The sequence below is a fragment of the Planomonospora antibiotica genome, assembly GCF_014647955.1.
GTDB classification, from domain to species: domain Bacteria; phylum Actinomycetota; class Actinomycetes; order Streptosporangiales; family Streptosporangiaceae; genus Planomonospora; species Planomonospora parontospora.
The window spans coordinates 120,168-145,435 of sequence record NZ_BMQE01000003.1; the positions used below are offsets into that span (position 1 = coordinate 120,168).

Here is a 25,268-nt window from a genome sequence, read left to right on the forward strand (position 1 = left end):
CACCCATCCCGCTCCGAGGAGACAGCGTGACCGAGATCGACGCCCCGCCGCATCCCTTCACCGCGGCCGTCGCCCTCACCCCCGTGGCCGACGGCCGCCTGCGGGGCCGGACCCGGCCGGAGTACGCGAACATGGTCGGTCCCTTCGGCGGCGTCACCGCCGCCGCCCTCGTGCAGGCCGTCCAGCAGCACCCCGACCGGCTCGGTGACCCGCTCTCCCTCACCGTCAACTACGCGGGCCCCGTCGCCGACGGCGATTTCGACATCGCCGCGCGGCCCGTGCGCACCAACCGGACCAACCAGCACTGGGTGATCGAGCTGACCCAGGACGGCGTCGTCACGACCACCGCCACCGCGGTCTTCGGCCTCCGCCGGGACACCTGGTCGGACACCGAGCTCGCCATGCCGTCCGTGCCGCCGCCGGACGCCGTCCCCGTGCACGGGTTCCCTGACTTCATCGCCTGGGCCCGCAACTACGAGATGCGGTTCGTCACCGGCGCCGTGCCGGAGCAGGACGCCGGTGAGCACCCGGACTCGACCTCGACCCTGTGGGTGCGCGACGCCCCGTCCCGCCCCCTCGACTTCCCGGCGCTGACGTCGATGTGCGACGTGTTCTATCCCCGGGTGTTCCTCCGGCAGGGCCGGTACATGGCGGCCGGCACCGTCTCCCTCACCGTGTACTTCCACGCCGACGCCGCGGAGCTCGAGGCCTGCGGCGAGGACCACGTCCTGGGCACCGCGCGCACCCACCGCTTCTCCCGCGGGTACTTCGACCAGACCGCCCACCTGTGGAGCCGCGCCGGCACCCTGCTGGCCACCGCCCACCAGTCGGTCTACTTCAAGGACTGAGGATCCGCGCCGCCGGGCCGTCGCCCGGCGGCGTGATCAGGCGCCCCTCATCGGGGAACCCGCACCGGGAGGTCTACGCCGAGGCGGCCGCGGCGGTCTCGCGGGCCCAGCGATAGTCGGCCTTGCCCGCCGGGGAGCGGACCATCTCGTCGACGAAGGCGAAGATCCGGGGGACCTTGTAGCCGGAGAGCCTCCTCCGGCAGTGCGCGCCGAGCTCCTCGGCCGTCGGGGCCGTGCCGGGGCGGGGCTCCACCACCGCGGCGACCCTGCTCCCCCAGCGCTCGTCCGGCACCCCGGTGACGACCGCGTCGAAGACCGCCGGGTGGCCCTTGAGCACCGCCTCGACCTCCTCCGGGAAGACCTTCTCCCCGCCGGTGTTGATGCAGCCCGAGCCCCGGCCGAGGAACGCGACCGTGCCGTCCTCCTCGACCGTGGCCAGGTCGCCGGTGAGCAGCCAGCGCACCCCCGCCGCGTCGGTGACGAAGGTGCGGCGGGTCTTCTCCTCGTCCCGGTGGTAGCCGAGCGGGATGCGGCCGCTCCTGGCGACCGTGCCGACCTCTCCGGAGCCGGGTCCGACCGGCTGCAGGGACGCGTCGAGCACGGTCAGGCCGACGGTGGCGTTCGGCTGGAAGCGCAGCCCGGTCTCCGGGGAGGAGCCGGGGGCCGCCGAGGCGGTGTAGCCGGACTCGGTGGAGCCGAAGCTGTCGATGATCATCACGTGCGGGATCAGCTCCTGGAGCCGGTCGCGGACCGCCCCGGTCAGGATCGCCCCGGTGGAGCTGAGCACGCCCAGCGACGACAGGTCGTAGGAGCCCGCGGCGAGCTCCTCGGCGAGCGGCCGGGCCATCGCGTCGCCGGTGATGCCGAGCGTGAAGGCCTTCTCCCGCTCGATCGCGCGCAGCACCGCGACGGGGTCGAACCGGCGGACGTAGACCATGGTGCCGCCCATCCACCAGGTGATGAAGGTGGCCATCTGGGCCGCGCCGTGCATCAGCGGCGCGGCCGTCAGCATGACCAGCGGCCCGGAGGCGCGCGCCTGCTCCACCACGGCCTGCGGGCTGCCCAGCGGGTCACCGTACGGGTTCCCGCCGCCGAAGGCGAAGAACAGGTCCTCGGTCCGCCACAGCACGCCCTTGGGCATGCCGGTCGTGCCGCCGGTGTAGACGATGTAGAGGTCGTCCCCGGAACGGGCGGGGAAGCCGCGCGTCTCCGGCATCCCTTCCAGCGCCGTCTCGTACGGCACCGCCCCGGCGACCTTCGACGGGCCGCCCACCGCGACCAGGTGGGTGAGCGTGGGGACCCGGGGCGCGACGGCCGCCACCCGGTCGTCGAACTCCACGTCGAACAGGAGCGCCGCCAGCTCGGCGTCCTGATAGAGGTAGAGCAGCTCGTCCTCGACGTAGCGGTAGTTGACGTTGACCGGCACGGCCCGCAGCTTCAGCGCCGCCAGCATCGCGGCGATGTACTCGACGCCGTTGTAGAGGTGGATGCCGACGTGCCGCCCCGCCCCGACGCCGTGCGCGGCCAGGTGGTGCGCGAGCCGGTTGGCGTGCGCGTCCAGCTCCGCGTAGGTCAGGCGGCGGCCGTCGCAGACGACGGCGACGCGCTCCCCGATCGCGTCCGCGAGCCCTTCGAACAGATCTGCGTGGTTGAACTCCATCGGGGGCGCTCCTTCGACCGCTGCCAGGGTCCGGCCCTGCTCTGAGGGCTCTAGGGTCTGTCTCTGCCGACCATCCACATCGCGAAGAACTGCGCGCCTCCCCCGTAGGCGTGCCCGAGGGCCCGCCGGGCCCCGTCCACCTGGTGCTCGCCCGCCATCCCGCGGACCTGCAGCGCCGCCTCGGCGAACCGGATCAGCCCGGAGGCGCCGATCGGGTTGCTCGACAGCACCCCGCCGGAGGCGTTCCACGGGATGTCGCCGTCCAGGGCGGTGGCCCCCGACTCGGTGAGCTTCCAGCCCTCCCCCTCGGCGGCGAAGCCGAGGTTCTCCAGCCACATCGGCTCGTACCAGGAGAAGGGCACGTAGACCTCGGCCACGTCGATCTCCCGGCGCGGGTCGGTGATCCCGGCCTGCCGGTACACGTCGGCGGCGCAGTCCCGGCCCGCCCGCGGGTCCACGGTGTCGCGGCCGGCCCGGAAGATCGGCTCGGAGCGCATGGCCGTGCCGAGTACCCAGGCGGGGGTGCCGGTGACGGCCTTCTCCGAGGCCAGGACCAGGGCGCACGCGCCGTCGCTGGACGGGCAGGTCTCCAGGTAGCGGATCGGCTCCCAGAGCATCGGGGTCGACTCGACCATGGCCCGGTCGATGCCGGGGATCTTCAGGTGGGCGTAGGGGTTCTTCAGCGCGTTGCGCCGGTCCTTGACCGCGACCAGCGTGCCGATGTGGTCGGGCGCCCCGGACCTGCGCATGTACTCGCGGATGTGCGGGGCGAAGTAGCCGCCGGCGCCGACCACCAGCGAGGCGTTGAACGGCGGGTGCGTGGACAGCGCCCAGGTGGCGTTGGACTCCGACTGCTTCTCGAAGGCCACCACCAGCACCCGGTCGTGCACCCCGCCCTGGACGAGGGACGCGCCGACCAGGGCGGTGGAGCCGCCGACCGAGCCCGCGGTGTGCACGCGCATGATCGGCTTGCCGGCCGCGCCGAGCGCGTCGGCGAGGTACGCCTCGGGCATCATCACGCCCTCGAACAGGTCGGGGGCCTTGCCCAGGACGACGGCGTCGATGTCCCGCCAGGTCAGCTCCGCGTCGGCGAGCGCCCGGGCGGCGGCCTCGCGGACCAGCCCGGCGATCGAGACGTCCCGCCTCTTGGTGCGGTACTCGGTCTGCCCCACCCCGATGACCGCGCAGCGGTTACCGCTCATGGTCGCTCACCACTCCTCGCTCGCTCCGCTCACCGCGCCGGATCCGCTCCGCCCCCATGGCTCAGCCCTCCAGCACGGCGACGAGGTTGTGCTGCAGGCAGGGGCCGCTCGCGGCGTGCCCGAGGGTGCGGCCGGCGGTGCCGCCGATGACGCGCCGGGCCGCCTCGCCGATCCGGATCAGGCCGGTGGCCATGACGGGGTCGGCGGCCAGCGGGCCGCCGCTGGGGTTGACCTCGGTGGCGGCGGACAGGCCGAGGGCCTCGCGGAGGATGGGTTCTTCGTGGCTGAACCGGACGTGCAGCTCGGCCACGTCGACCTGAGCCTTGCCGGCCCCCGCCGCGCGTGCGGCTTCGGCGGCGGAGGCCGACCTGGCGAGGTCTCTCATTCCCAGGTAATGGGAATCCATGCAATGGGCGATGCCCGTGATCCAGGCGGGACGCTCGCACACGCTCCGGGCGAGGTCCCCGGCCGCCAGCACCACCGCGGCGGCGCCGTCGGCGGGGGCCGCGACGTCGTACGGCCGCAGCGGCTCGACCTCGAAGGAGTCCCCTTCCGGGTCGGGCAGGTCGAGGGCGAAGGGGTTGGCCCGCCCGGCGGCGCGGCTGCGCCGTACGATCTCGTCGAGTTCGGCCCGGTCCACCCCGCGCGCCGAGGCCTGCAGGGCGGCGTAGGAGACGTGGTCCAGGCCGAGCGGGGCCAGGTAGTACGGGTCCAGCTGGAGGGTCATGATCTGGTGCAGGTCGCCCTGGGAGGGCTTGCCGAAGCCGTAGACCAGCGCCGAGTCGACGTCGCCGTGCTGGAGCCGGACCCACGCCTCGTACAGCGCCCAGGCCGCGTCCATCTCCACGTGGCTCTCGGAGATCGGCGGCCAGGCGCCGACCGCGTCGAGCGCGGAGACGAACGAGAACGGCGCGCCCGCGAGATAGTCGCAGCTGCCCGAGCAGGTGAAGCCGAACGTCCGCAGGCCCGACGCGCGCCGCACCTCCTCGATCACCGGCAGGATCAGCTCCGGTTCGCTCAATCCCTCGTCGACCGCGCTGTGCCGGGTCTGGGCGAACGCCACGACCGCCACCTCACGCATCCGCGTCCCCCTACAGCTCGGCGTCGGGTTCGCCGGTGGGGGCGAACCACTTGATGTTCGGCATCGACAGCGGGGCCGGCGCCCACTCCTGCCGCGGGGCCCAGACCGCCCGCACCCGCATGCCCTGCCGCACCTCGTGCGCCGGGACGTCGCCGACCAGCGCGATCAGCGGTACGTCCGCGCCGTCGAGCAGGATGTAGGCCGAGACGAACGGCACCTGGGGGGCTCGGGGGTCGGGCAGGTTGTTGATCGCGAAGGTGGTGACCGTGCCGGTGTCCGGCAGCTCCCGCTCCTCGGTGACCGCGACGCCGCACTCGGGGCAGGACAGGCGGTAGGGCACGTAGACCTTGCCGCAGGAACCGCAGCGGCAGCCCAGAAGCACGCCCCGGGCCACGCCCTCCAGGAAGCGGGTCAGCGCCCGGCCGGGCCGCAGGCGGTACTCCGCGCGGACCGGAGAGGTGATCTTCACGACCTCGGGCACGAAGCTCTCGATGTCGGTGATGTGCCCGGTGCGCTCGGCCCGCCAGCGGGGGCGGACCCGCAGGCCGGGGCGCATGGCGCGGGCGTCGCCGGCGTCCACCGCGTGGACCAGTGCCGTGTCCGCGCCGTCCAGGCGGATCAGCGCCCAGGCGAACGGGCGGGGAAGGGGGTGCTCCGGGCGGGGGGCGCCCACCCAGGCCCAGCTCTGCACGCTCCCGGCCGGGCCGACCTCGGCGAACTCGCCGGTGACGTCCTCGCCGGTGGCGGGGTCGTACTCCAGCGGCGGCACCAGGACCCGGCCGTCGGCGGTGCGTACCCCGACGATCCGGGCGTCCCGCAGCTCGGTGAGGAAGCGCCCGATCACCGGCCCGGTCGTGCGCGTGTAGCCGCCGGGGAACTCCAGGACGTGGTCGACGACGGGGTCTCCGGCGGGAGCCCCGCCGGGGCCCGCGACGGCTCCGCCGGGATCCGCGACGGCGCCTCCCGGCGACGCGGCCGCCCCGGACGGCGCCTCAGATGGCACGGTCATGTCCCTCCCAGTAGGGGTCGCGCAGCCGGCGTTTGAGGAGCTTGCCGTTGGGCTCGCGCGGCATCTCCTCGATGAAGTCGACGCTCTTCGGCCACTTCATCCTGGACAGGCGGCCCTCCAGGGAGGAGAGGATCTCCGCGGCGAGCTCCGGGGAGGGCTCCACGCCGGGCGCGGGCTCGATCACGGCCTTGATCTGCTCGCCCCACTCCTCGTCGGGGACGCCGAACACGGCCACGTCGGCGACCTTGGGGTGGACCGTCAGCTCGTTCTCGATCTCGGCCGGGTAGATGTTGGCCCCGCCGGAGATGATCAGGTCGGCCTTGCGGTCGCAGAGGAAGAGGAAGCCCTCGTCGTTCAGGTAGCCGATGTCGCCGACGGTGAAGAAGTCGCGCAGCCGGTTGGCCTCGGTCTTGGCCGGGTCGCCCTTGTACTCGAAGGAGGCGCCCATCATCTTCATGTAGACGGTGCCGGGGGTGCCGGTGGGGACCGGCTCCAGGTCCTCGTCCACGATGAGCAGCTCGCTGATCGGCCAGGCGGTGCCGACGGTGCCGGGGTGCTTGCGCCAGCCCTCGGGGGTGGCGATCGTGCCGCCGCCCTCGGTCGCCGCGTAGTACTCGTAGACGCAGTCGCCCCACCACTCGAGCATCGCCCATTTGACGGGGACGGGACAGGGGGCGGCGGCATGGATCATCCATCTGAGCGAGGACAGGTCGTAGGCCCGCCGGGTCTCCTCGGGCAGCGCGAGCAGGCGCTTGAAGTGGGTGGGGACCAGGTGCGAGTTGGTGACGCGGTACCGCTCGCAGAGCCGGAGCATCTCCTCGGCGTCCCACCGGTCCATGTAGACGAGCGTGTGGCCCATGTGCAGGGCCGTGCCGCCGAACTGGGTGACGGCGGTGTGGTAGCCGGGCGAGGTGACCAGGTGGACGTTCCCCTCGCCGGGGGTGATGCCGAACATGGCGAGCAGGAAGGTCATCAGCTCGGCCGAGTCGTCCGGGTCCAGGCCGTTGAGAGGCCGGCGCACGCCCTTGGGCCGGCCCGTGGTGCCGGAGGTGTAGTGCATGGTGGCGCCCGCCGTACGGCCTGCGGGGGCGGTGTCCGGGCGGCCGTCGGTCAGCTCCGCCGCGGGCCGGGCGCCGTCCACCCGGCCGAAGGCGAAGACGCGGTCGGCGGGCAGGCCCGACCCTGCGGCGGCGCGCATGCCCTCGGCGGCGTGGCGCTCGTGCACGAAGAAGGCCCTGGCCTCGCTGTCGTCGATGATGTAGCCGATCTCGGGGCCGGTGAGGTGCCAGTTGACCGGCGTGTAGTACCACCCGGCCTGCAGCGCGGCCAGGTAGAGCACCAGGCCGTCGGCGCCGTTGGGGACCAGGCCGCAGATCCCGTCGCCGGGCTCCAGGCCCAGCTCCCGCAGGCCGTGCACGAGGCGGTTCGCCCGGGCCAGCAGGTCTCCCGCGCGGTGTTCGGTGCCGTCCGGGTCCACGGCCGCGATCCATTCCGGATCCGCCTGCGCCAGTCTCCAGAAGCCGAGCGTGCCCATCGCGGGTCCCCCTCTGGTCGGAAGGCACCCGAGCCGCCGGAGCGGTGCGCGTCCCCGGATCGCGGCACGGCGCTGGCGGCGCGGGAGGTCTCGAACGAGAACGTGTTCTTGTTCGCAGGGGCAGACTAACCCGGCCGGGCCCGCCTAACAAGCGTTTGATTCAAAGGCGGAGCCCGGCGGCCCCTTTACCCTCCCATCACCATCGGCACCGCCGCCGTCACGCATAGCTCATGAAAGGTAAGAAGAAAGTCAAGTTCATGGATGAAACTGCTTATTTGTCCCTTATGGGAACTTTGCTCGGTCAATATGGCTAGGCGAGAGGCGGCGTCCCCGAGCTGGGCTCATGTTGACCACCCGCCGTCTCCGCGATGGGGAGATCATGCGTTTCAACAAGTCCCTGGCGGCCGCCGGTGCTCTCGGCCTCGCCGTACTGACCGCTTCCCCGGCGTTCGCCGACGACATCGACGGCGTCCCGGCCGGTTCCGTCGTCGATCTGACCGAGGCGCGGGGCGACCTCGACGTCACCGCCTCCGAGGGGGTGACCCCCGAGGCCGCGCCCGCCGCCGCCCCGGAGGCCGCCGCCCCGGAGGCGGAGGCCGAGGCGCCCGCCGCGGAGCCCGCCCCCGCGTTCGAGGCCGACCCGGTCCCGGCCGAGGAGCCCGCCGCGGCCCCCGCCGAGCAGCCCGTCGAGAAGCCCGCGCCCGCCCAGGACCCCGTCCCGGCGCCGCCGGCGGAGGAGCCCGCCCCCGGATCGGGTCCGGCGCCCCGGCCCGGCGACGTCGTGGAGGTCAAGCGGCCGGTCATCGACTCGGCCGTCGTCACCCCCGGCGCCGTCGTGCGCGGTGGCGCCTACACCGTGACGGTCCGCACCCTGGAGGTGCCGAACGGCGCCCGCGTCTTCATCCGGGGCATCGGCGGCAGGAGCGCCGCGGGCATCATCCGCTCGGGCCGGGCCGTCATCGGGATGACCGTCCCGGCCGACGCCCGCCTCGGCGAGCACACCCTGCGCGTCAGCGTCACCCGCGCCGAGCCGGTCGAGACCTGGGCGGTCGTCAAGGCCGCACCGGCCGCCTCGCTGGACCTGCGCACCAGCCCGGGCAGCGTCCGGGCCGGGCAGACCTACCAGGCCGTCGTCAACACGAAGCGGGCCAAGCCCGGCACCGTGGTCACCGTCAAGGACCTGGCCGGCCGCCTCCACCGGGCGAAGCTCGACGCGCACGGCTGCGCGCGGATCACCCTGACCGTGCCCAAGGGCACCAGGCCCGGCCGCTACACGGTCTCGGCCTCGCTGCCGGACGGCGCCCGCGACTCCGCCGCCCTGACCGTCGTCAGGACGCCGCTCCCCGCGGGCCGGATCGCCCTGGACCTGACCCCGGACACGGTCACCGCGGGCGGCAAGTTCACCGCGCTGATCGCGACCACGTACGTGGCCCCCGGCACCCGGGTCACCCTGGTCGACCCGGCCGGCCGCAGGTTCACCCTCAGGCTCGACCGGAACGGCGCCGCCATCAAGCGGTTCCACGTCCCGTCCAGCACCGACGCGGGCTCCTACTGGTTCACCGCCAAGCTGCCCACCGGCCAGAAGTCCTCGGCCCGGCTGACGGTCAAGAGCCCGCAGGCGCGCACCGGCGCGCACACGCACGTGCACACGCAGACGAACGTCTACACGAAGATCTACTCCTACACCTACACCCCCCGGGGCGGCGCGCAGACCGGCGGCGGCCGCATCGAGCAGAACCTCGCCGCGAACACCACCGGCACCGGCGCCTCCCCCCTCGCCGCGCTGGCGCTCGGCGGCACGCTGATCGCCGGCGGCTCCGGCGCGGCCCTGTTCGGCCGCTTCGGCCGCCAGAGCTGAGGCTCCACCGGGGCTGAGACTGAGGCCTCATAGGAGCCGGTGCTCCACGGAGCCGACGCTTCATCGAGGGCGCGGACCCGATCCCCGGGTCCGCGCCCCGCCCCGATCCGACCGTCCCGACCTGAGGCAGGTGTCCCGGCCATGTCCGGCCCCACTCCGTCCAAGCGCCGCATCGCCGTCACCACGGGAGCGGCCCTGGCGATCTTCTGCGGCGTACTCGTCACCGGAGCCGCCCTGGCGACCGACCCGCCCTCCGCCCTTCCGCTCCCGGCCCAGGATTCGGTCCAGGAGGGCTCCGCCGGATCCGGGTCGCCGGAGTCCGGCGGCTCCGAGGGCTCGGGCGACTCCGGGAAGACTTCGGAGTCCGGGAAATCCAAGAAGTCCGAGAAGTCATCCGGCGCCGCGGGCAAGCCGGCGTTCACCGCCGCCGAGGCGATGACCGGGTCCGAGCCGGTCAGCCTGGACATCCCGGTGATCGGGGTGAAGGACGCGCCGATCGACCCGGTCGGCCTGAACACCGACCAGACCGTCGAGGTCCCCGCGCTGGACCGCCCGGAGCTCGTCGGCTGGTACAAGCACCGCCCGACGCCCGGTGAGGCGGGCCCCGCCGTACTGCTCGGGCACGTGGACGCCTACGGCAAGCCCGCGGTCTTCGCCCGGACGCATACCCTCAAGCCCGGCGACACCGTCAAGGTCAAGCGCGCCGACGGCAGGACCGCCGTCTTCACGGTGGACGAGCTGGAGCGGGTGGACAAGGACGCCTTCCCCACCGACCGGGTGTACGGCGAGACCGCCGCGCCCGAACTCCGGCTGATCACCTGCGGCGGCGCCTTCGACCCGGCGACCGGGCACTACGAGGACAACATCATCGTCTACGCCCACCTGAAGGCCTGACCTCCGCGCCCTCCGTACGGCGGGCTCCCCGCCCCCTCGCGCTCCCCTGACCTCCTGAGGGCGCCGGGAGCCCCGCGGCTCCCGGGAACGGCCCTGCGCACCCCTGACACGCCCGGCCTTCTGGCGGCACGGGCGGCGGCCGATCTAGGATCGCCTAACAAGCGCTTGGGTCAACAACGGAGGTCGTCCGTGGAACCGCTGCCGATCAGCACGCCGCACTGCCGGGTCGAGCGCGACGGCCACGTCGTCGTCGTGACCATGGACCGGCCCGAGGCGAAGAACGCCCTCTCCACGGACATGCTGGTCGGCCTGGCCGACGCCTGGGCCTACGTCTCCGACGAGCCGGAGGTCCGGGTCGCCGTGCTGACCGGCGCGAACGGCACCTTCTGCGCGGGCGCCGACCTCAAGGCCATGGGCCGCCCGTCGTCCGATCCGCGCGTCGCCGAGCGGGCCGCGCAGATCCCCGACTACCACTGGAAGGGCCTGCTGCGCGACTCCGGCGCGCTGCCCACCAAGCCCGTCGTCTGCGCGGTCGAGGGCCACGCCGTGGCCGGGGGCACCGAGCTGCTCGTCGGCACCGACCTGCGCGTGGTCGCCGAGTCGGCCGTCCTCGGCCTGTTCGAGGCCCGCCGCGCGCTGTTCCCGATGGGCGGCTCCGCGGTCCGGCTCCCCCGGCAGATCCCCTACGCCTTCGCCATGGACATCCTGCTGACCGGCCGGGCCGTCACCGCGCAGGAGGCCCTGGCCATGGGCCTGGTCAACCGGGTCGTCCCGGACGGCACCGCGCTGGAGTCCGCCCTGGAGACCGCCGCGCAGATCGCCGCCTGCGGGCCGCTGGCCGTACAGGCCGTCCTGCGCGCCTGCCGCGAGACCGAGGGCCTGCCCGAGCCCGAGGCCCTGAAGGTCTCCGACGCCATCGGCTGGCCGGTCATCGGCTCCGAGGACGCCAAGGAGGGCTCACTGGCCTTCCGCGAGAAGCGCCCGCCGGTCTACCGGGGCCGGTGATGTCCTCCCGGCTGACGAATGCAGACCTGTTCCGCCGGCTCGTCCCGGTGGTCCCTCCCCGCCGGCCGTCCGGCCGGAGAGAGGTTCGGGCGGTCCCCGATCAGGGAAGCGCCGAGAGTGGTCGTCCTGTACACGACGGTGCGCCCGGATCGCTCGCGCGCGACCAGCCCACTGCCGTGCAGCACCCCGAGATGCTGCGACACCGCGCTGGGCGTTACACCCAGCGCACGAGCCAGCTCCGTCGTCGTGGAGGGAGAGCGCAGCGCCTCCAGCAGTTCGGCCCGCGCCCGGCCGAGCAGCCGAACCGCACTCCCCGCCGGTGGCTGCGTTCCCGCAGTCCACAACGCGCCGACGCCCCGCGCGGGATAGCGCACGGTGGTCTGCGTGGACGTACTCTTTTTGATCATCACGTGAGGTGGGCCGAGAACGACGGGCAGCAGGACCAGCCCGCCCGGGCCGCGATCGACCATGTGCCCGGCCCGCCAGTGTGCTCCCTGCAGCAGCAGCCGGCCATCGCACCACCGCAGGTCCGGGTGCAGGCCGGCGAAGAGCTTCTCGGCGCCGCCCGCCGCCAGCTGCTGAGCGCGATGGATGACGTCCGCGTCCAGGACGGCCCGGATCCGCGGCCAGTGCGGTGCGATGAGCCGCTCGTGCGCCACGCGCAGTTCCGCGGCGATAACCCGTAGGCCCGCCGCCGGGTGCATGGCGAGCGCGGCGGCGGCGTCGGGAAGTTCCTCCCCGAACACACGCCGGAGGCTGGCCCGTACCTGACGTGGCGTCGTCGCCTGCAGCGCGGCCAGGTCGTCGTCGATCGACGCCGCCGCGCCGAGTGGAGCGGGGACGAGGAACTCCGGCCAGCTCGGCCGGTCGTTCACCAACAGCGGCCAGGTACGCGGCAACTCGAGGGGGCGCGTGGCGAGCTCGTCGGACGCCCACCGCAGCCACCGCAGGTGGAGCGGGTTGCGGTAGCGGCCGCTCAGCTGCTGCAGGCCGGCCACCGTCTCCGACAGCGGTGAGATCGCCAACCGCGTCGCCGCCAGCTCGGTCACGCCGAGATCGACCGTCAAAGCCATGGACCGACTATGTAGCAGCGGGCTAAAAGCTGTCACGGCGATGGCCGGGACCAGAGGATCCCGGCATGACATCAGATATGACACCGGCCGCCGAACCGCGCCTGCCGAAGGCCTACTGGCGATTGTGGTGGGCGACGGGCATCAACGCCGCCGGTGACGGCGCGTTCGCCGCGGCGGCCCCGCTGCTGGCCGCCACGATCACACGCGATCCACGGCTGGTGTCGGTCGTCTCCGCGGCGGCGTACCTGCCCTGGCTGCTGCTGTCGCTGCCCGCCGGCGTGCTCGTCGACCGCTACGACCGCGTCGGCCTCATGTGGCGCTTCCAGGCGGTTCAGGCTGCGATCGCCGCCGTCACCACGGCCCTCGCCGCGTCCGGCCACTTGGGCATCCCAACGCTGGCGGTCACGGCCTTCGGCCTGGGTGCCTGCGCGGTCGTCTCGGCCAACGCCGCCCAGGCGATCGTGCCGGACCTCGTCGCCACGCCCCTGCTACACCGGGCGAACGGCCACCAGCAGACGATCGCCACGCTCGGCTCCCAGTTCCTGGGACCACCGACCGGCGGCCTGCTGTTCGCGGTCGCCATAGCGGCGCCGTTGGGGATGGACACCGCCTCGTTCGCCCTGTCCGCCGCGCTGCTGGCGACCCTGCCCCGGCGCAGGCACCATCCGGTCGAGCATCCGCCGATGCGCACGGCGATCACCGACGGCCTGCGCTGGCTGGCCCGCCACCGGCTGCTGCGCACCCTGGCCGTCCTGCTCGGCGTCAACACCTTCTGCGGCCAGCTCGGCAACGCCACCCTTGTCCTGCTGGCCACTCAGACCCTGGGCCTGGACGCGCGCGGCTACGGCCTGCTACTGGCCGGCGCCGCGCTCGGCAGCGTGCTCGGCGGCCTGACCGGCGCGCGCGTCATCAACGCGATCGGGACGCTTCCAACGCTGTTGGCCGGGCTTGCGGTGAACGTCGTCGTCTTCGTCGGGATCGGGTTGAGCCCGAACGCGACCGTGCTCGGCGTCCTGCTGGCCGCCAACGGCTTCACCATCGTGCTCTGGAACGTCGTGACCATCGGCCTCCGTCAGCAACTCGTGCCACCGCGGCTGCTCGGCCGGGTGGGCAGCGTCTACAGGATGATCGGCTGGGGCCTGATCCCGCTCGGAGCACTGGCCGGTGGACTGGTGGCGCACGCGTTCGGACTGCGTGCGCCGTACCCCGTCGCGGGCGTGCTGCGAGGGATCGCCCTGCTGGTCACGATGCCCGCATTGATCCGGGCCTTCCGCGGCTGGAAACCTCACGGAGTCGCCTTGCCACGACCCTCACCCGCCAGGACGGCAGGAAGCCCAGCGCGCACAACGACTGATCCATGATGCACGCCACATGCTGCCGAGCCGAGGCCGAGTGCGGGCCGCGCCGTACGATCGCGCCATCGATCATCGGTGATACCGGCATCGCTGACGGCAAGCCACGCCCGACAGCTCTAGGTTTACTCGAAGCACCACCTCCTAATGTGAGGTACCTAGGTACCATGAGCTCAGGAGGACGCCATGATGCCTAACTCGGCCAAACGACAGTCGCCGCTGAAGGTCGACCCGGCGACCGACGAGCTGATCTCCCAAGGTGCCCATTTCCTCGGGATGACCAAGAAAGACCTGGTCGCCACCGCGGTCCGCGTCTACATGGAACAGCAACGTGAGCACATCCGCCGCGGGATGATCGAGTCGATGAAGGTTCTGGACGGCTCCCTGAGTTCCAGCGTCTCCCTGCTCACCGGTCTGTCGCCTGAACGCATCAACGAACTCGGCGGCACCGGCGACTGGGAGGAGTGACATCCCCGTGCACCGCGTCCGCCCCACGCTCCGCGCTCTTCGTGACGATCTGAAGCTGCCGATTCCCTCCGCGCGGGTTCCCCTCGAAACGATCAGCCATCCGCTATTGGACAAGGCTTCCGAGCGGTTCACCGATCCTGGAACGGCGCACGAGCGCATACGTGCCATCGACGATGTGGTGCTGTTCAAGGTGAAAGTGCAGCGATGGCGCGGAGCCGTGTGGACCGACGATCCCGACGCCGAGATCCGGACGTGGCTGGTCGCGGCGGGCACCCGTGAGGACGGCTCCAGCGACGACTTCTACGCCGCCCTGGAAACCAGCGGAAAGACGGCCCGCGCCCGGTACAACGTCGAACACGACCAGTCGCTGACCACCGACACCTACACTGCGCACCTTCTGCCCAACCACGATGATCACGATCGCTACCGGCTCGAAGCCGCCACCAGGTTCACCCTCCGGCTCAACTCCACGATCTGTGCCCTCGCCCGTGGCTCCCTGCACGACGGTCACGAGCACGCCTCCGACTTCCCCGGCTTCCGCCTCGGCGTCCAGATCCGAGCCGACGACGGCAACGAGACCTACGTGGCTATCCGCATCACCGGCTCCGTCCCATCCGATCTGACCGCGATGATCCTCAGTCGTGTTCCCGGCTGTGAGGCGGACGGATGGTTCCCCGAGTACACACTGCCCGAACGCCACCTCCTCCCAGCCGAACAAGCTTGGTCCAACATCATGGATCCGAAGGCCGCCGCCGAGCTCCTCACGGATTCCTGACACGCCAGGTCTCGCACAAGGCCCCGGAGACCGCCGCCTGCGAGCCGCCGGCCGTACAGCCCATGTTCAGCGGGAAAGTGCCTCGATCTATCCTGCGCACATGGTGATCACCGATGAGGAGCTGGCCCTGACGGCGGCGCAGGCGGGGGCCGCCGTCGTGCAGGCCATGTACGGCGCGTCGCTGACACGCCTGGAGAAGTCCGCGGGCGACTTCGCCACGGCCGCGGACATCGAGGCGGAGAAGGCCACCCTCGACGTCATCCGCACGGCTCGGCCGGACGATGCCGTGACGGCCGAGGAGAGCGGGAGCACCGGCCCGGACGGCGCGGAGCGCAGGTGGCTGATCGATCCCTTGTGCGGCACGCTCAACTACGCCGCGCGCAGCATGCTCGTCGCGGTGAACGTCGCCCTGCGCGTGGGCTCAGACACCACGGTGGCGGCCTGCGCCGATCCGTTCGCCGGAGAGGTGTTCTGGACCGACGGCACCCATGCGTACGTTCGCCGGAGCGGCGTGGACGAGCGGCTCGCGCCGTCGTCCGGCTCGCGGCTGGTGGACGTCAACCTGGATCCGCCGTTTCCGAACGGCCCTGTCTTCCAGGCCGCCCGACTCCTGGCCGATCCGGGGTTCGCCGGGCGTTTCCACCCGCGTGTCGTCTCCACCACCCTGGCGGTGGCGTGGGTCGCCGCAGGTCGGCGCGCCGCGTACGTCACCGACGGCCACCTGCGGGACAGCGTGCACTTCGCCGCCGGGATCGCCCTGTGCCGGGCCGCCGGATGCGTGGTGACCGGGATCGACGGTCAGCCGTTGCACACCGGCAAGGGCGGACTCGTCGTGGCGGCCGACCGGGAGACGCACACCGCGTTGCTGGAGCTCATCCGCGACCAGTCGCCACCCGGCAACCGGCTCCCACACGACAGGAGTCCGGAGGACATCCACCGCCTGCTGGCCGCCATCGACCGGCTGGAGCACGGCGGCGGGACGGAGAAACCTCTCGCAGAGTGATCGCCGCCCCTGGGGAAGGCGCTTCCCGGCGATACACTCCCGCCGGGAGGACGCCGGTACGGCGCAGTTCGGGGGGGGAGCTCACACATGGCCTGGTTGATGCTGGCGGGAGCGATCATCGCGGAGGTCCTGGCCACCATGGTGCTCAAGCTCAGCGACGGCTTCGCCCACAAGGGCTGGTCGCTGCTCGTGGTCGCCGGGTACGGCACGGCGTTCTTCCTGCTCGCCCAGGCACTGAAGCTGCAGCTGGAGGTCGGCACCGCCTACGCCGTGTGGGCCGGGGCAGGGACCGCCGCCGTCGCCACCATCGGGGTGCTCTTCCTCGGCGAGAGCCTCAACGCCGCCAAGATCGCGGGAATCGCCCTGATCATCGGCGGCGTGATCGTGCTCAACCTCGCCGGCGCCCACTGACCTTCCGGGCGCCCGCGTCCGGTGCGGCGCCTCTCCGGCGACCGTCACGCCCGTCCACGGCGGACGGCCCACGCCCCGGCAGGCTCGTCACACGCGAGCCCTGCGGCGGCCGATGACGAGCAGCCCGGCGCCTCCGGCGAGACCGGCGACCGCGCCGGCGGACAGGAGCTGCGCGCCCTGCGTCTGGGAGTCGTACTCCTCCTGGTCGAACTGGGCGAACTGGGCGCGCTGCCCGGCCTCGCCCGTCAGCTGCTCGTAGCGGGCCGGGTCGCTCTCCTTGACGGACTCGGCCTCGCGGAGCAGGTCCTCCGCCGCCTGGAGGCTCGCGTCGATCCGCGCCGCGGTCTCACCGGCCCGGGAGAACGCGAACGCGCTCAGCCCCGCGGCGACCAGGCCGACCACCAGCAGCCCGGCCCCGAGCCACGACATCCACTTCACCGCGTTCTCCTCCGCGCTCACTCACGGCCCGGACGACTCCGGGCCGCGCGCAGGCAACGGTAGTGCGCGTTCCGCCTGGTCGCGCCCGCCGTACGGATGATCCGGCCTCCCCCGCCCGGGTGACCCGCCGGGACGCGGCACCGGAGGTCAGTCCCGTGTCAGGCCCTCCAGGCGGTCCATGGCCTCGACGTACTGCTCGACCATGCCGAAGACCACGTCGCGCGCCGACCTCACCTGGTTCATGGTCCCGATGATCTGGCCGGCCGGGAAGGTGGCCAGCTCCGCGGCGTCGGAGCGGCCGATCCGGCGCAGCGCGTCGGAGACCAGCATGAACTGCAGCGGCATCGGGAGCGTGCCGGGGGACTCGGCCGACTCCCAGGCCTCGGTCCACTCGTTCCTCAGCAGCCGGGCGGGCTTGCCGGTCCACGAGCGGGAGCGGACCGTGTCGCGGGAGGTGGCCGAAAGGATGCGCCGCCGGGCCAGTTCGGGGGTGTCGGCCTCCTCCACGGTCAGCCAGATGGACCCGGTCCACACGCCCTCGGCGCCGAGGGCCATGCCCGCCGCCATCTGGCGGCCGTCGCCGATGCCCCCGGCGGCCAGCACGGGCACGTCCACCGCGTCCACGACCTGCGGGACGAGCACCATCGTGGAGATCTCACCGGTGTGCCCTCCGGCCTCGGTGCCCTGGGCGACGACGATGTCCACGCCGACCTCGACCTGCTTGACCGCGTGCCGGGGGGTGGAGGCGAGCGCCGCGACCTTGACCCCGCGGGCGTGGGCGAGCTCGACGATGTCGGCGGGGGGCGGGCCGAGCGCGTTGGCCAGCAGCGCGATGGGGTGCCGGAGCGCGACCTCGACCTGCGGCCGGGCGGTGGCGTCGGTCCAGCCGAGCAGGACCCGGCCCGCGTCGCTCCCCTCCGCCAGCGGCGGCACGTCGTGCGCGGCCAGCAGGTCGTCGACGAACCTCCGGTGGCCTTCGGGGATCATCCCGGCCAGGCGCCCCACCAGGTCCTCGGGGGAGTCGACGCCGAGGTCGGCCCCCGCGTAGGAGGCGGGCATGACCACGTCGACGCCGTACGGCCTGCCGTCGACGTGGTCGTCGATCCACTTGAGCTCCATCTCGAGCTCTTCCGGGGTGAAGTAGAGGGCGCCGAGCACGCCCATCCCGCCGGCGCGGCTGACCGCGGCGACGACGTCCCGGCAGTGGCTGAACGCGAAGATCGGGAACTCGATCCCGAGCATGTCCGTGACACGTGTCCGCATGCGCCCACGGTACGACCGGCGAGCCGGTAACTGCAACGTGTTCTAGTGCAGAATCTTCCGGTAAAAATTTCAGCCGTACTGAATGGCGATAACGACCAGAACAGGTTTCAGCGTGGCATTCTGCGCCAGACCGCCCGCGGCAGCACCCGCAGCACCGCGAACATCAGCCGCAGCGCGCCCGGCACCCACACGATCTCGGCCCCCGACCGCAGGCCCGCCACCACCGCGTCGGCGACCTGGCCCGGGGTGGAGGACAGCGGCGCGGGGGTCATGCCCTCGGTCATCCGCCCCACCACGAAGCCCGGCCGGACCACCATCACCCGGGCCCCCGAGCCGTGCAGCGCGTCGCCGAGCCCCTGCGCGAACCCGTCCAGGCCCGCCTTGGCCGAGCCGTACACGAAGTTGGCCCGGCGCACCCGGATCCCGGCCACCGAGGAGAGCACCACGAGCGTGCCGTGGCCCTGCTCGCGCAGCCGCCGGGCGGCGTACAGCCCGGCCGACACGTGCCCGCCGTAGTTGACCGCGACCGCCTCGGCGGCGGCCACCGGGTCGGCGTCGTAGTCCGCCTGGCGGCCCAGCACGCCGAACGCGGGGATCACCACGTCCAGGTCGCCGACCAGCTTCGCGGCGGCCTCGATCACCTCGCCGTGCGTCTCGGGGCGGGAGGCGTCGAAGTCCAGCAGGTGGACCTCCGCGTCCCCGATCACCGGCGGCTCGCCGCCGGCCGCACCGCGGGCGGCGAGCACGACCCGGCGGGCGCCGTCGCGGACCAGCCGCTCGACGATCGCCAGCCCGATCTCGCTCCGGCCGCCCAGCAGCAGCACCGTGTCCACCGAACCCAGCGCGTTCCTCACGAGACCGTTCCCCTCTCCACGCCCGGCCGCCGGGGACCGGGATCCGCACCCGGCCTCACAGTCCGAGCCTCCTGGCCAGATCGGTGCGGAACACCCCGCCGGGGTCCGCCTCGTCGCGGACCTTACGCCACTCGGCGAGCCGGGGGTACGTCGCGGCCATCGTCGCGGCCGTCATCCGGGAGTCCTTCGCCAGGTAGATCCGCCCCCCGGCCTCGGCCACCTGCGCGTCGAAGGTGCGCAGCAGCCCGGCCAGGCCGCGCTGCCCGGCGGGGATGTCCAGCGCCAGGGTCCAGCCGGGCATCGGGAACGAGAGCATCCCCGGCGTGCCGGGGCCGAAGCGCTTGAGCACCGTCAGGAACGAGACCACGCCCTCGGCCGAGAGCCGCGCGACGATCCGCCGCAGCGTCGCCTCCTGGCCGAACGGCACCGCGAACTGGTACTGCACGAAGCCGCGCGGGCCGTACATGCGGTTCCAGCCGTCCACGAAGTCCAGCGGGTGGAAGAACGGCGCCAGGCCCTGGACGGAGGTCCCGGGCCGGGACTTGAGGTACCAGGCCTCGTTGAAGGCCCGGACGGTCAGCGGGTTCAGCAGGCCGTCCGGCGCCCACGGCGGGGCCTTGACCAGGGAGCGGGGGGCGAACTCCAGCGGGTCGGCGCCGCGCGGCAGCTCCTCGCGCGCGGCGTGGTCGCCGCGGGTGAGCACGCTGCGGCCCATCCGGCCGCCCCGGGCGAGCAGGTCGATCCAGGCGACCGTGTAGCGGTAGCGGTCGTCGGTGGCGGCCATCGTCTCCAGCGTGTGGTCCAGGTCCCGGGTCCGCTCGGTGTCCACCCGGACCCGGGAGGTCTCGATCGGCACGCACCGGAAGACGGCCTCGACGACCACCCCGGTCAGGCCCATCCCGCCGACCGTGGCCCAGAACAGGTCGTCGGCCGGGGTCAGCCTCCGGATCCCGCCGCCGGCGGTGACCAGGGTCAGCGAGCGCAGGTGCGCGCCGAAGGAGGAGTCCACGTGGTGGTTCTTGCCGTGCACGTCGGCCGCGACGGCCCCGCCGACCGTCACGTGCCGGGTGCCGGGGGTCACCGGGACGAACCAGCCGCGGGGCACCAGGGCCGCCATCAGGTCGTGCAGGCTCAGCCCGGCACCGGCGGTGACCAGGCCGGTGGCCTCGTCCAGGGACCAGGAGGTCAGCGCGGTGCAGTCGACGACCAGCCCGCCGGCGTTCTGGGCGGCGTCGCCGTACGCGCGGCCGAGCCCCCGGGCGGCGACGCCCCGCTCCGGCGCCCGGCGCACGGTCTCGGCGACCTGCTCGGCGGTGGTGGGCCGGACCAGCCGCGCGGGCGTCGGCGAGGTGCGGCCCCAGCCGGTCAGGAAGGTCGTCCCGGGCGGCGCGGCGGAGCTCATGTCAGGTATATACCGATCGTCAGGAGGGCCACGAGGGCCGCGATGAACAGCTGGATGGGCCGGTCGCGCAGGGCGAGCTCCTCCGGCTCCTCCCCGATGCCCCGGTCCACCAGGAGATTGTGCCGCAGCACGATGAGCACGAAGGGCACGATGCTCATCGCGTAGAACGGCCCGCCGGGGTGGTCGTTCAGCGCCCACAGGCAGTAGGTGACGATCATCGCGCCCGACGACATGGTGCGGACCTGCGCGAGGTAGGAGGGGGTGTAGGCGGCGAGGATGGCCCGGGTGGCGTTCCCGGTGGCGTTCTCCGCCGCGGCGCGCACCTCGGCCTCGCGCTTGCCCGCCACGAGCTGCAGCGAGCCGAGCGAGACCACCACCAGGAACCAGCTCGTCACCGGCACGTCCACCGCGATCGCGCCGGCGAAGGCCCGGATGACGTGGCACCCCGCGACCGCGACCAGGTCGACCACGGGCTGGTGCTTGAGCCAGAAGGTGTAGGAGAACGTCAGCGCCAGATAGCCGGCCACGACCGCGGGCAGCCGCCAGTCGCCGGGCAGCGCGGCGACCGCCGGGGCCAGCAGCACCAGCAGGATCCCGGCGGCCCGGGCGAGCGCGACCGGGACCAGGCCCGCGGCGACCGGGCGGAAGCGCTTGCGGGGGTGGCGCCGGTCGGCCTCGACGTCGGCGGCGTCGTTGAGGAGGTAGGCGCCGCTGGCGGCCAGGCAGAAGGCTGCGAAGGCGACCAGCGCGCCCCGCAGTCCCGCGGCGGTGCCCAGCACCCCGGCCGCCGCGGGGGCGGCGAAGACCAGCGCGTTCTTCAGCCACTGGCGCGGGCGGCAGGCCCGCAGCAGCGCGACCGGGGAGAACCCCCGGTGCGCGCGGACGGCCGCCGGCGGGTCCGCCGGCGGCCGCACGGCCGTTCTCTCCTCGCCGGTCACGCCTTGCCGTCTGCGCCGCGCGCCACGAAGAACCCGGTGACCAGCAGGACCAGCCCCAGCAGGAGCAGGATCAGCGGGATCGTCACCTTGATCATGGAGATCTGGTTCTTGCTCTCGGTGGCGTTGGACACCAGGTCGTTGACCGTCTCGGGGGTCATCCGGATCGTGGCGGCGAGGGCGGTGACGCTGTGCGCGCCGTCCTGGGTGCGCAGCACCTCGTCGCGCCGCTGCTCCTGCTTGACCGGCGAGCCGGTCACCGGCTCGATCCAGAACGTGTTCCTGCCCTTGTAGACCCGGTCCACCTGGACGTCGCCGGTGACGTCGGTGACGCCCATGACGGAGGCGGGCACGCTGCGCGTCTCGGTCTTGGTCTCCGGCACGTCCTGCTCGAACTTGTAGGCGGTCAGGCCGTTGACCTGCTCCTCGCCGACGAACCTGGCGTCGAACGCCCTGCCCGCGACGGAGTTGAAGACCTTGTAGGTCTTCTGCTCCACGTCGAAGGGCCACTTGTAGATCTGGCCCTCCATCGTGACCGGCCTGTCGTCGATGTTCACCGAGCAGCAGGTGACGCCCTCGCCGGTGTACTTGTTGAAGGCGCTGCGCCGCTCGGTGATCGTGATGTTGGGGTTGCTGTTCGTCACGTCGTTGACCGCGGTGAACTCGTCCCAGACGACCGTGTCGCCCTTGGCCTGGCTCACGTCGCCGCGGGTGGTGACCGTGACGCCCAGCTGGGCGGTCATGACCTTGAGGTCCCTGGCGCTGAAGTACTGCGCGCCCTCGGCCTCCAGCTTGCTGATCCCGTACTGCGCGGCGGGCGCGGCGACCAGGCTGCCGGCCACCTGGAACCGCACCAGCGGTGCCAGGACGATGAGAAAAGCTCCCAGGGCTAAGAGAACGATCCCGACTATTCGGCGCATTGATCCTCCTGGGGGGTCCCTGGATGGGCAGGTGGTCATGGGGGGTGAAATGTACTTAAATCACGAGCTACTGGCCAGTATGTTAGTGACGCCGATCACCCACGTCACCAGGGATGCGGAAAAGTGACCGAAACAAGTTCTAGGTCGGTGCCCCCCGTCCGCCCCGCCGTCGGCCCCGTCGTCCGCCAGGAGGCGGCCGGCGCCGGCGGCCGTCTGGACGCCCTCGACGGGGTGCGCGCGGTGGCCTCGTTCACCGTGCTCGTCTACCACGTGGCGAACGAGACCGGCGCCGCGCTGCGGGAGGGGTTCACCGGGGCGCTGCTGTCGCGCGGCGACGTGGCCGTGCCGATCTTCTTCGCGCTCTCGGGTCTGCTGCTCTACCGCCCCTTCGCCGCCGCGGCGCTGGGCGGGCGGCCGGCCCCGCGCACCCGCGCCTATCTCTGGCGGCGGGCCGTGCGCATCCTGCCCGCCTACTGGCTGGTGGTCGCGGCCGCCCTCCTCCTGTGGTCACGTGATCACCTGACCGACGCATGGAGCTGGTTCAAGCTCCTCACCTTGAACCAGAACTACAGCGCCGAGCCGTGGTGGCACGGTCTGGGCCCCAAGGGCCTGGCGCAGATGTGGAGCCTGTCGGTGGAGGCGGCGTTCTACGTCGCGCTGCCCCTGATCGCGGCCGGAGCGGCGGCGTTCGCCCGGCGCGGGTCCGCCGACGCCGACCGGCGGGCACGGCGGCTCCTGGCCTGCCTGGGCGCACTGGCGGCGACGTCCTTCGTCTGGACGCTGCTGACCCACTACCCGCAGTACCGGCCGCAGCTGTCCATCTGGCCGCCCCGTTCGGCCGTCTACTTCACCGCGGGCATGGCGCTGGCCGTCGCCCTGGCCTGGGCGCAGGCCCGGCCGGACGGCCCGGCCGGGCGCTTCAGCCGGGGGGTCGCCGCCTCCCCCGGCTCCTGGTGGCTGGTCGCGGCCCTCGCCTACGCCGTCGCGGCCTCTCCGGTGACCGGTGACCGGTTCCTCGGCGTCGAGGGCGTCTGGTCGGGCCTGTCCGAACTGGTCCTCTACACCGTCGTCGCCTTCTGCCTGCTCGCCCCGGCCGCGCTGCTGCCTCCGGGCGACTCCCCCGTCAGGCGCCTGCTGGGCAATCCGGTGATGCGCTTCCTCGGCCGCATCTCCTACGGCGTCTTCCTCTGGCAGTTCGTGGCGATCTACGCGTGGTACGGGTTCACCGGGCAGCAGCCCTTCACCGGCGACCTGCTCGCCAACCTGGTGCCCGTCACCGCCCTCACGGTGGGCCTGGCCACGCTGACCTACCTGCTCGTGGAGCGGCCCTCCCAGCGGCTGAACGCCCTGGTGAGGCGTTGAGGGAGGGCTACTCGCCCTCGGCCTTCGGGACGCCCAGCGCCACGCCGGTCACGCAGACCTGCGCGGCCGGATCGTCCATCACCACCCGCATCCCCCGGCCGGACCCGCTCACCGGGAAGTGGACGCGGTCACCCGGCGTCCGCCTGAGGTTGAGCACGATCTGCTCCCCGCCGATCTCGACGGTCGCCGAGAGCGGCCGGTCGGCGGCGTAGGACAGCGCGCCCGCGAAGCCCCGCCGGTTCTCCGAGACCGCCTCGGGCAGGACCACGGCGCCGTCCACCGAGCGCAGGCAGCCCTCCCCCTGTGCCGGGGTCCGGAAGAAGCCGAAGATGCTCATCCTCGCCAGCCGCCCGTCCTTCCCGAAGACCACGGCCTCGTGGCTGGGCTCGGGATGGGCCATCCTGGTCCGGATCGCGGGACGGGCCAGCGGGGCGAGCAGGCGGTCGCTGAGCCGCCGGTCCCCGTTCAGCGGCAGCACGATGTCGTCGGGCACCGGTGCCGGATAGATCACGACGTCGTCCGGCACCCGGGCGAGCTCCGCGGCGACGGTCTCCAGATAGGCCCGGACCCGGTCGCCGCTGAGCGTCGCCCGGTACGCCTCGGTCGAGACCACCGACGCCACCAGATAGGCCCCGGCGGCCAGCCCGGCCGCCAGGGACAGCGCGGACCTGCCGGGCAGCGGACGGCGGTACGCGTCCGTCTCCCCCCTCAGCGGCAGCAGCGCCAGTCCCAGGCCGACCGCGAACACGACCACGGCGTCCGCCACGTAGCGGGCCTCCGCTCCGACCAGCGCCACGTGGCCGCCCCGGGCGATGACCGTGGGGACCGCGTCGGCGAGCACCAGATAGCCCGCCAGGATCACCCACACCCGCAGCGCCCGCCGCCGGTAGGCGACCGTGACCGCCACCAGGGCGGCCAGCACCAGCCAGGAGACCGCGACCACGACGTCCGACGGACCCGCCATCCCCCCGGCCGGGGTGACCGGGCTCCAGGTGAACGGGCCGCCGACCGCCCCGCTGGGGAAGGTACGGCCCAGCATGAGCCCGACCAGGTCCACCGCGACGTCGAGTCTGGGCGTCGACGCGCCCTCCCCCGGTGCGGTGTCCCGGCGGGCGAGGTAGAGCGCGGTGTAGGCGGCCAGCAGCACCGCGTACGCGCCCCACAGGCGGCGGTGCCGCCCGAGCTCGGCGAGCATGGACCGGATCCAGCCGGCCTCCCGGTCGCGCAGGAACGCGGTGGTCACGGCGAAGAGCAGGAAGGCGACGAAGACGCCCTTGGTGCTGAAGGCCATGCCCATCACGGTCCAGGCCATCGCGTGCCGGCCGTACCGGGCTCCCTCGCCCCGCGCGAAACGCACCTGCGCGGTCAGCGCGAGCACCATCGCGAGCTGGAGCGGGACCGCGTTGAGCGCGGACGCCCACCAGCCGAGCGGCGGCACCGTCAGCGGGCAGAGCAGCAGCACCGCCAGCGGCAGCAGCACCGCCGGGCGGGTGCCGAACAGCGACCGCAGCAACCGCAGCGCCAGCACGCCGAGCAGCCCCTGGGCGAGGAAGGTGACGGTGGCCACCAGCAGCCAGTCGTACGGCGCGATCCGCGAGAGCACCCAGGTCAGCGCGAGGGCGCCGGGCATGAAGTGGCCCTTGTGGACGCGCGTCACGAAATCGGGGGTCAGACCGCTCTCGTAGGCGTTGCCCACGAAGAGCAGGTCGTCCTCCACGAAATAGGAGTCCTTCAGGATCAGCGCGCGCAGCACGAGCGAGATCGCGATGAGCGAGACCGCCCCCAGCAGCACCGGCTCGCGCAGCCCCGCGGCCCAGCCGGGCAAGGTGATCCGCAGCGTCGGCGGCTGCGGTCGCTCGGTCTGCGTGACCCCCACCTGCGTCCTCCTTCGTCCCACGGCGCGCAAGCACCCTATGGTCCT

23 protein-coding genes are annotated in these 25,268 nt (G+C 72.8%); 10 read left to right on the top strand and 13 right to left on the bottom strand.

The window, feature by feature from the left end; genetic code table 11:
* Window positions 1-26 precede the first annotated feature (26 nt).
* Complete coding sequence (locus IEZ06_RS03840; protein ID WP_189235243.1) at window positions 27-848, top strand: acyl-CoA thioesterase; 822 nt, start codon at window positions 27-29, stop codon at window positions 846-848.
* Window positions 849-921: 73 nt separating this feature from the next.
* Here IEZ06_RS03840 and IEZ06_RS03845 read toward each other — a convergent pair whose 3' ends face one another.
* The 5 genes from IEZ06_RS03845 to IEZ06_RS03865 all read right to left on the bottom strand — a co-directional run bounded on the left by IEZ06_RS03845 (window position 922) and on the right by IEZ06_RS03865 (window position 7,334).
* Window positions 922-2,508: an acyl-CoA synthetase gene (locus IEZ06_RS03845; protein WP_189235244.1), complete on the bottom strand. Its 1,587-nt coding sequence runs from the start codon at window positions 2,506-2,508 to the stop codon at window positions 922-924.
* A gap of 50 nt (window positions 2,509-2,558) precedes the next feature.
* On the bottom strand, window positions 2,559-3,710 hold the full coding sequence (locus IEZ06_RS03850) for a thiolase family protein (RefSeq protein WP_189235245.1): 1,152 nt from the start codon (window positions 3,708-3,710) through the stop codon (window positions 2,559-2,561).
* A gap of 61 nt (window positions 3,711-3,771) precedes the next feature.
* A complete protein-coding gene (locus IEZ06_RS03855; RefSeq protein WP_189235246.1) occupies window positions 3,772-4,791 on the bottom strand; it encodes a thiolase family protein in 1,020 nt (339 codons plus the stop codon).
* 10 nt (window positions 4,792-4,801) lie between these two features.
* On the bottom strand, window positions 4,802-5,800 hold the full coding sequence (locus IEZ06_RS03860) for a Zn-ribbon domain-containing OB-fold protein (RefSeq protein WP_189235247.1): 999 nt from the start codon (window positions 5,798-5,800) through the stop codon (window positions 4,802-4,804).
* On the bottom strand, window positions 5,784-7,334 hold the full coding sequence (locus IEZ06_RS03865; protein ID WP_189235248.1) for an acyl-CoA synthetase: 1,551 nt from the start codon (window positions 7,332-7,334) through the stop codon (window positions 5,784-5,786). The genes IEZ06_RS03860 and IEZ06_RS03865 overlap by 17 nt, the downstream gene beginning before the upstream one ends.
* Window positions 7,335-7,713: 379 nt before the next feature.
* On the opposite strand from IEZ06_RS03865, the gene IEZ06_RS03870 reads away from it, so the two are divergent.
* The 3 genes from IEZ06_RS03870 (at window position 7,714) to IEZ06_RS03880 (ending at window position 11,091) form a co-directional block, all read left to right on the top strand.
* Window positions 7,714-9,192, top strand: coding sequence for a hypothetical protein (locus tag IEZ06_RS03870; protein ID WP_189235249.1), 1,479 nt, complete (start codon window positions 7,714-7,716; stop codon window positions 9,190-9,192).
* A gap of 141 nt (window positions 9,193-9,333) precedes the next feature.
* Complete coding sequence (locus tag IEZ06_RS36090; RefSeq protein ID WP_203871802.1) at window positions 9,334-10,086, top strand: class F sortase; 753 nt, start codon at window positions 9,334-9,336, stop codon at window positions 10,084-10,086.
* Between the two features lie 189 nt (window positions 10,087-10,275).
* Complete coding sequence (locus IEZ06_RS03880; protein ID WP_189235250.1) at window positions 10,276-11,091, top strand: crotonase/enoyl-CoA hydratase family protein; 816 nt, start codon at window positions 10,276-10,278, stop codon at window positions 11,089-11,091.
* On the opposite strand, the gene IEZ06_RS03885 is transcribed toward IEZ06_RS03880, so the two are convergent.
* Window positions 11,076-12,164: an ArsR/SmtB family transcription factor gene (locus IEZ06_RS03885; RefSeq protein ID WP_189235251.1), complete on the bottom strand. Its 1,089-nt coding sequence runs from the start codon at window positions 12,162-12,164 to the stop codon at window positions 11,076-11,078. The two genes, IEZ06_RS03880 and IEZ06_RS03885, sit on opposite strands and share 16 nt — an antisense overlap.
* A gap of 65 nt (window positions 12,165-12,229) precedes the next feature.
* On the opposite strand from IEZ06_RS03885, the gene IEZ06_RS03890 reads away from it, so the two are divergent.
* The 5 genes from IEZ06_RS03890 to IEZ06_RS03910 all read left to right on the top strand — a co-directional run bounded on the left by IEZ06_RS03890 (window position 12,230) and on the right by IEZ06_RS03910 (window position 16,173).
* Window positions 12,230-13,525 (top strand): MFS transporter, encoded by a 1,296-nt coding sequence (locus IEZ06_RS03890; RefSeq protein ID WP_189235252.1) that lies wholly within the window; start codon window positions 12,230-12,232, stop codon window positions 13,523-13,525.
* Between the two features lie 177 nt (window positions 13,526-13,702).
* Window positions 13,703-13,984, top strand: coding sequence for a hypothetical protein (locus IEZ06_RS03895; protein WP_203871801.1), 282 nt, complete (start codon window positions 13,703-13,705; stop codon window positions 13,982-13,984).
* Window positions 13,985-13,991: 7 nt separating this feature from the next.
* A complete protein-coding gene (locus IEZ06_RS03900) occupies window positions 13,992-14,759 on the top strand; it encodes a hypothetical protein (protein WP_189235253.1) in 768 nt (255 codons plus the stop codon).
* A 100-nt stretch (window positions 14,760-14,859) separates the two neighbouring features.
* A complete protein-coding gene (locus tag IEZ06_RS03905; protein ID WP_189235254.1) occupies window positions 14,860-15,762 on the top strand; it encodes an inositol monophosphatase family protein in 903 nt (300 codons plus the stop codon).
* Window positions 15,763-15,849: 87 nt separating this feature from the next.
* Entirely contained in the window at window positions 15,850-16,173 is a 324-nt protein-coding gene (locus IEZ06_RS03910) for a DMT family transporter (RefSeq protein ID WP_189235255.1), read from the top strand.
* 87 nt (window positions 16,174-16,260) lie between these two features.
* Here IEZ06_RS03910 and IEZ06_RS03915 read toward each other — a convergent pair whose 3' ends face one another.
* The 6 genes from IEZ06_RS03915 to pgfA all read right to left on the bottom strand — a co-directional run bounded on the left by IEZ06_RS03915 (window position 16,261) and on the right by pgfA (window position 21,985).
* On the bottom strand, window positions 16,261-16,611 hold the full coding sequence (locus tag IEZ06_RS03915) for a hypothetical protein (protein ID WP_189235256.1): 351 nt from the start codon (window positions 16,609-16,611) through the stop codon (window positions 16,261-16,263).
* 147 nt (window positions 16,612-16,758) lie between these two features.
* Window positions 16,759-17,874 (bottom strand): NAD(P)H-dependent flavin oxidoreductase, encoded by a 1,116-nt coding sequence (locus tag IEZ06_RS03920; RefSeq protein WP_189235257.1) that lies wholly within the window; start codon window positions 17,872-17,874, stop codon window positions 16,759-16,761.
* A 107-nt stretch (window positions 17,875-17,981) separates the two neighbouring features.
* Entirely contained in the window at window positions 17,982-18,728 is a 747-nt protein-coding gene (dprE2, locus tag IEZ06_RS03925) for a decaprenylphospho-beta-D-erythro-pentofuranosid-2-ulose 2-reductase (protein WP_189235258.1), read from the bottom strand.
* 55 nt (window positions 18,729-18,783) lie between these two features.
* Entirely contained in the window at window positions 18,784-20,130 is a 1,347-nt protein-coding gene (gene dprE1, locus IEZ06_RS03930) for an FAD-binding oxidoreductase (RefSeq protein ID WP_189235259.1), read from the bottom strand.
* Window positions 20,127-21,044, bottom strand: coding sequence for a decaprenyl-phosphate phosphoribosyltransferase (locus IEZ06_RS03935; RefSeq protein WP_189235260.1), 918 nt, complete (start codon window positions 21,042-21,044; stop codon window positions 20,127-20,129). The genes dprE1 and IEZ06_RS03935 overlap by 4 nt, the downstream gene beginning before the upstream one ends.
* 20 nt (window positions 21,045-21,064) lie before the next feature.
* Window positions 21,065-21,985, bottom strand: coding sequence for a cell envelope lipid trafficking protein PgfA (gene pgfA / locus IEZ06_RS03940; RefSeq protein WP_189235261.1), 921 nt, complete (start codon window positions 21,983-21,985; stop codon window positions 21,065-21,067).
* 147 nt (window positions 21,986-22,132) lie between these two features.
* Here pgfA and IEZ06_RS03945 point away from each other — a divergent pair, with 147 nt between their 5' ends.
* On the top strand, window positions 22,133-23,347 hold the full coding sequence (locus IEZ06_RS03945; RefSeq protein ID WP_189235262.1) for an acyltransferase family protein: 1,215 nt from the start codon (window positions 22,133-22,135) through the stop codon (window positions 23,345-23,347).
* A 7-nt stretch (window positions 23,348-23,354) separates the two neighbouring features.
* On the opposite strand, the gene IEZ06_RS03950 is transcribed toward IEZ06_RS03945, so the two are convergent.
* Complete coding sequence (locus IEZ06_RS03950; RefSeq protein ID WP_189235263.1) at window positions 23,355-25,223, bottom strand: hypothetical protein; 1,869 nt, start codon at window positions 25,221-25,223, stop codon at window positions 23,355-23,357.
* Window positions 25,224-25,268 lie beyond the last annotated feature (45 nt).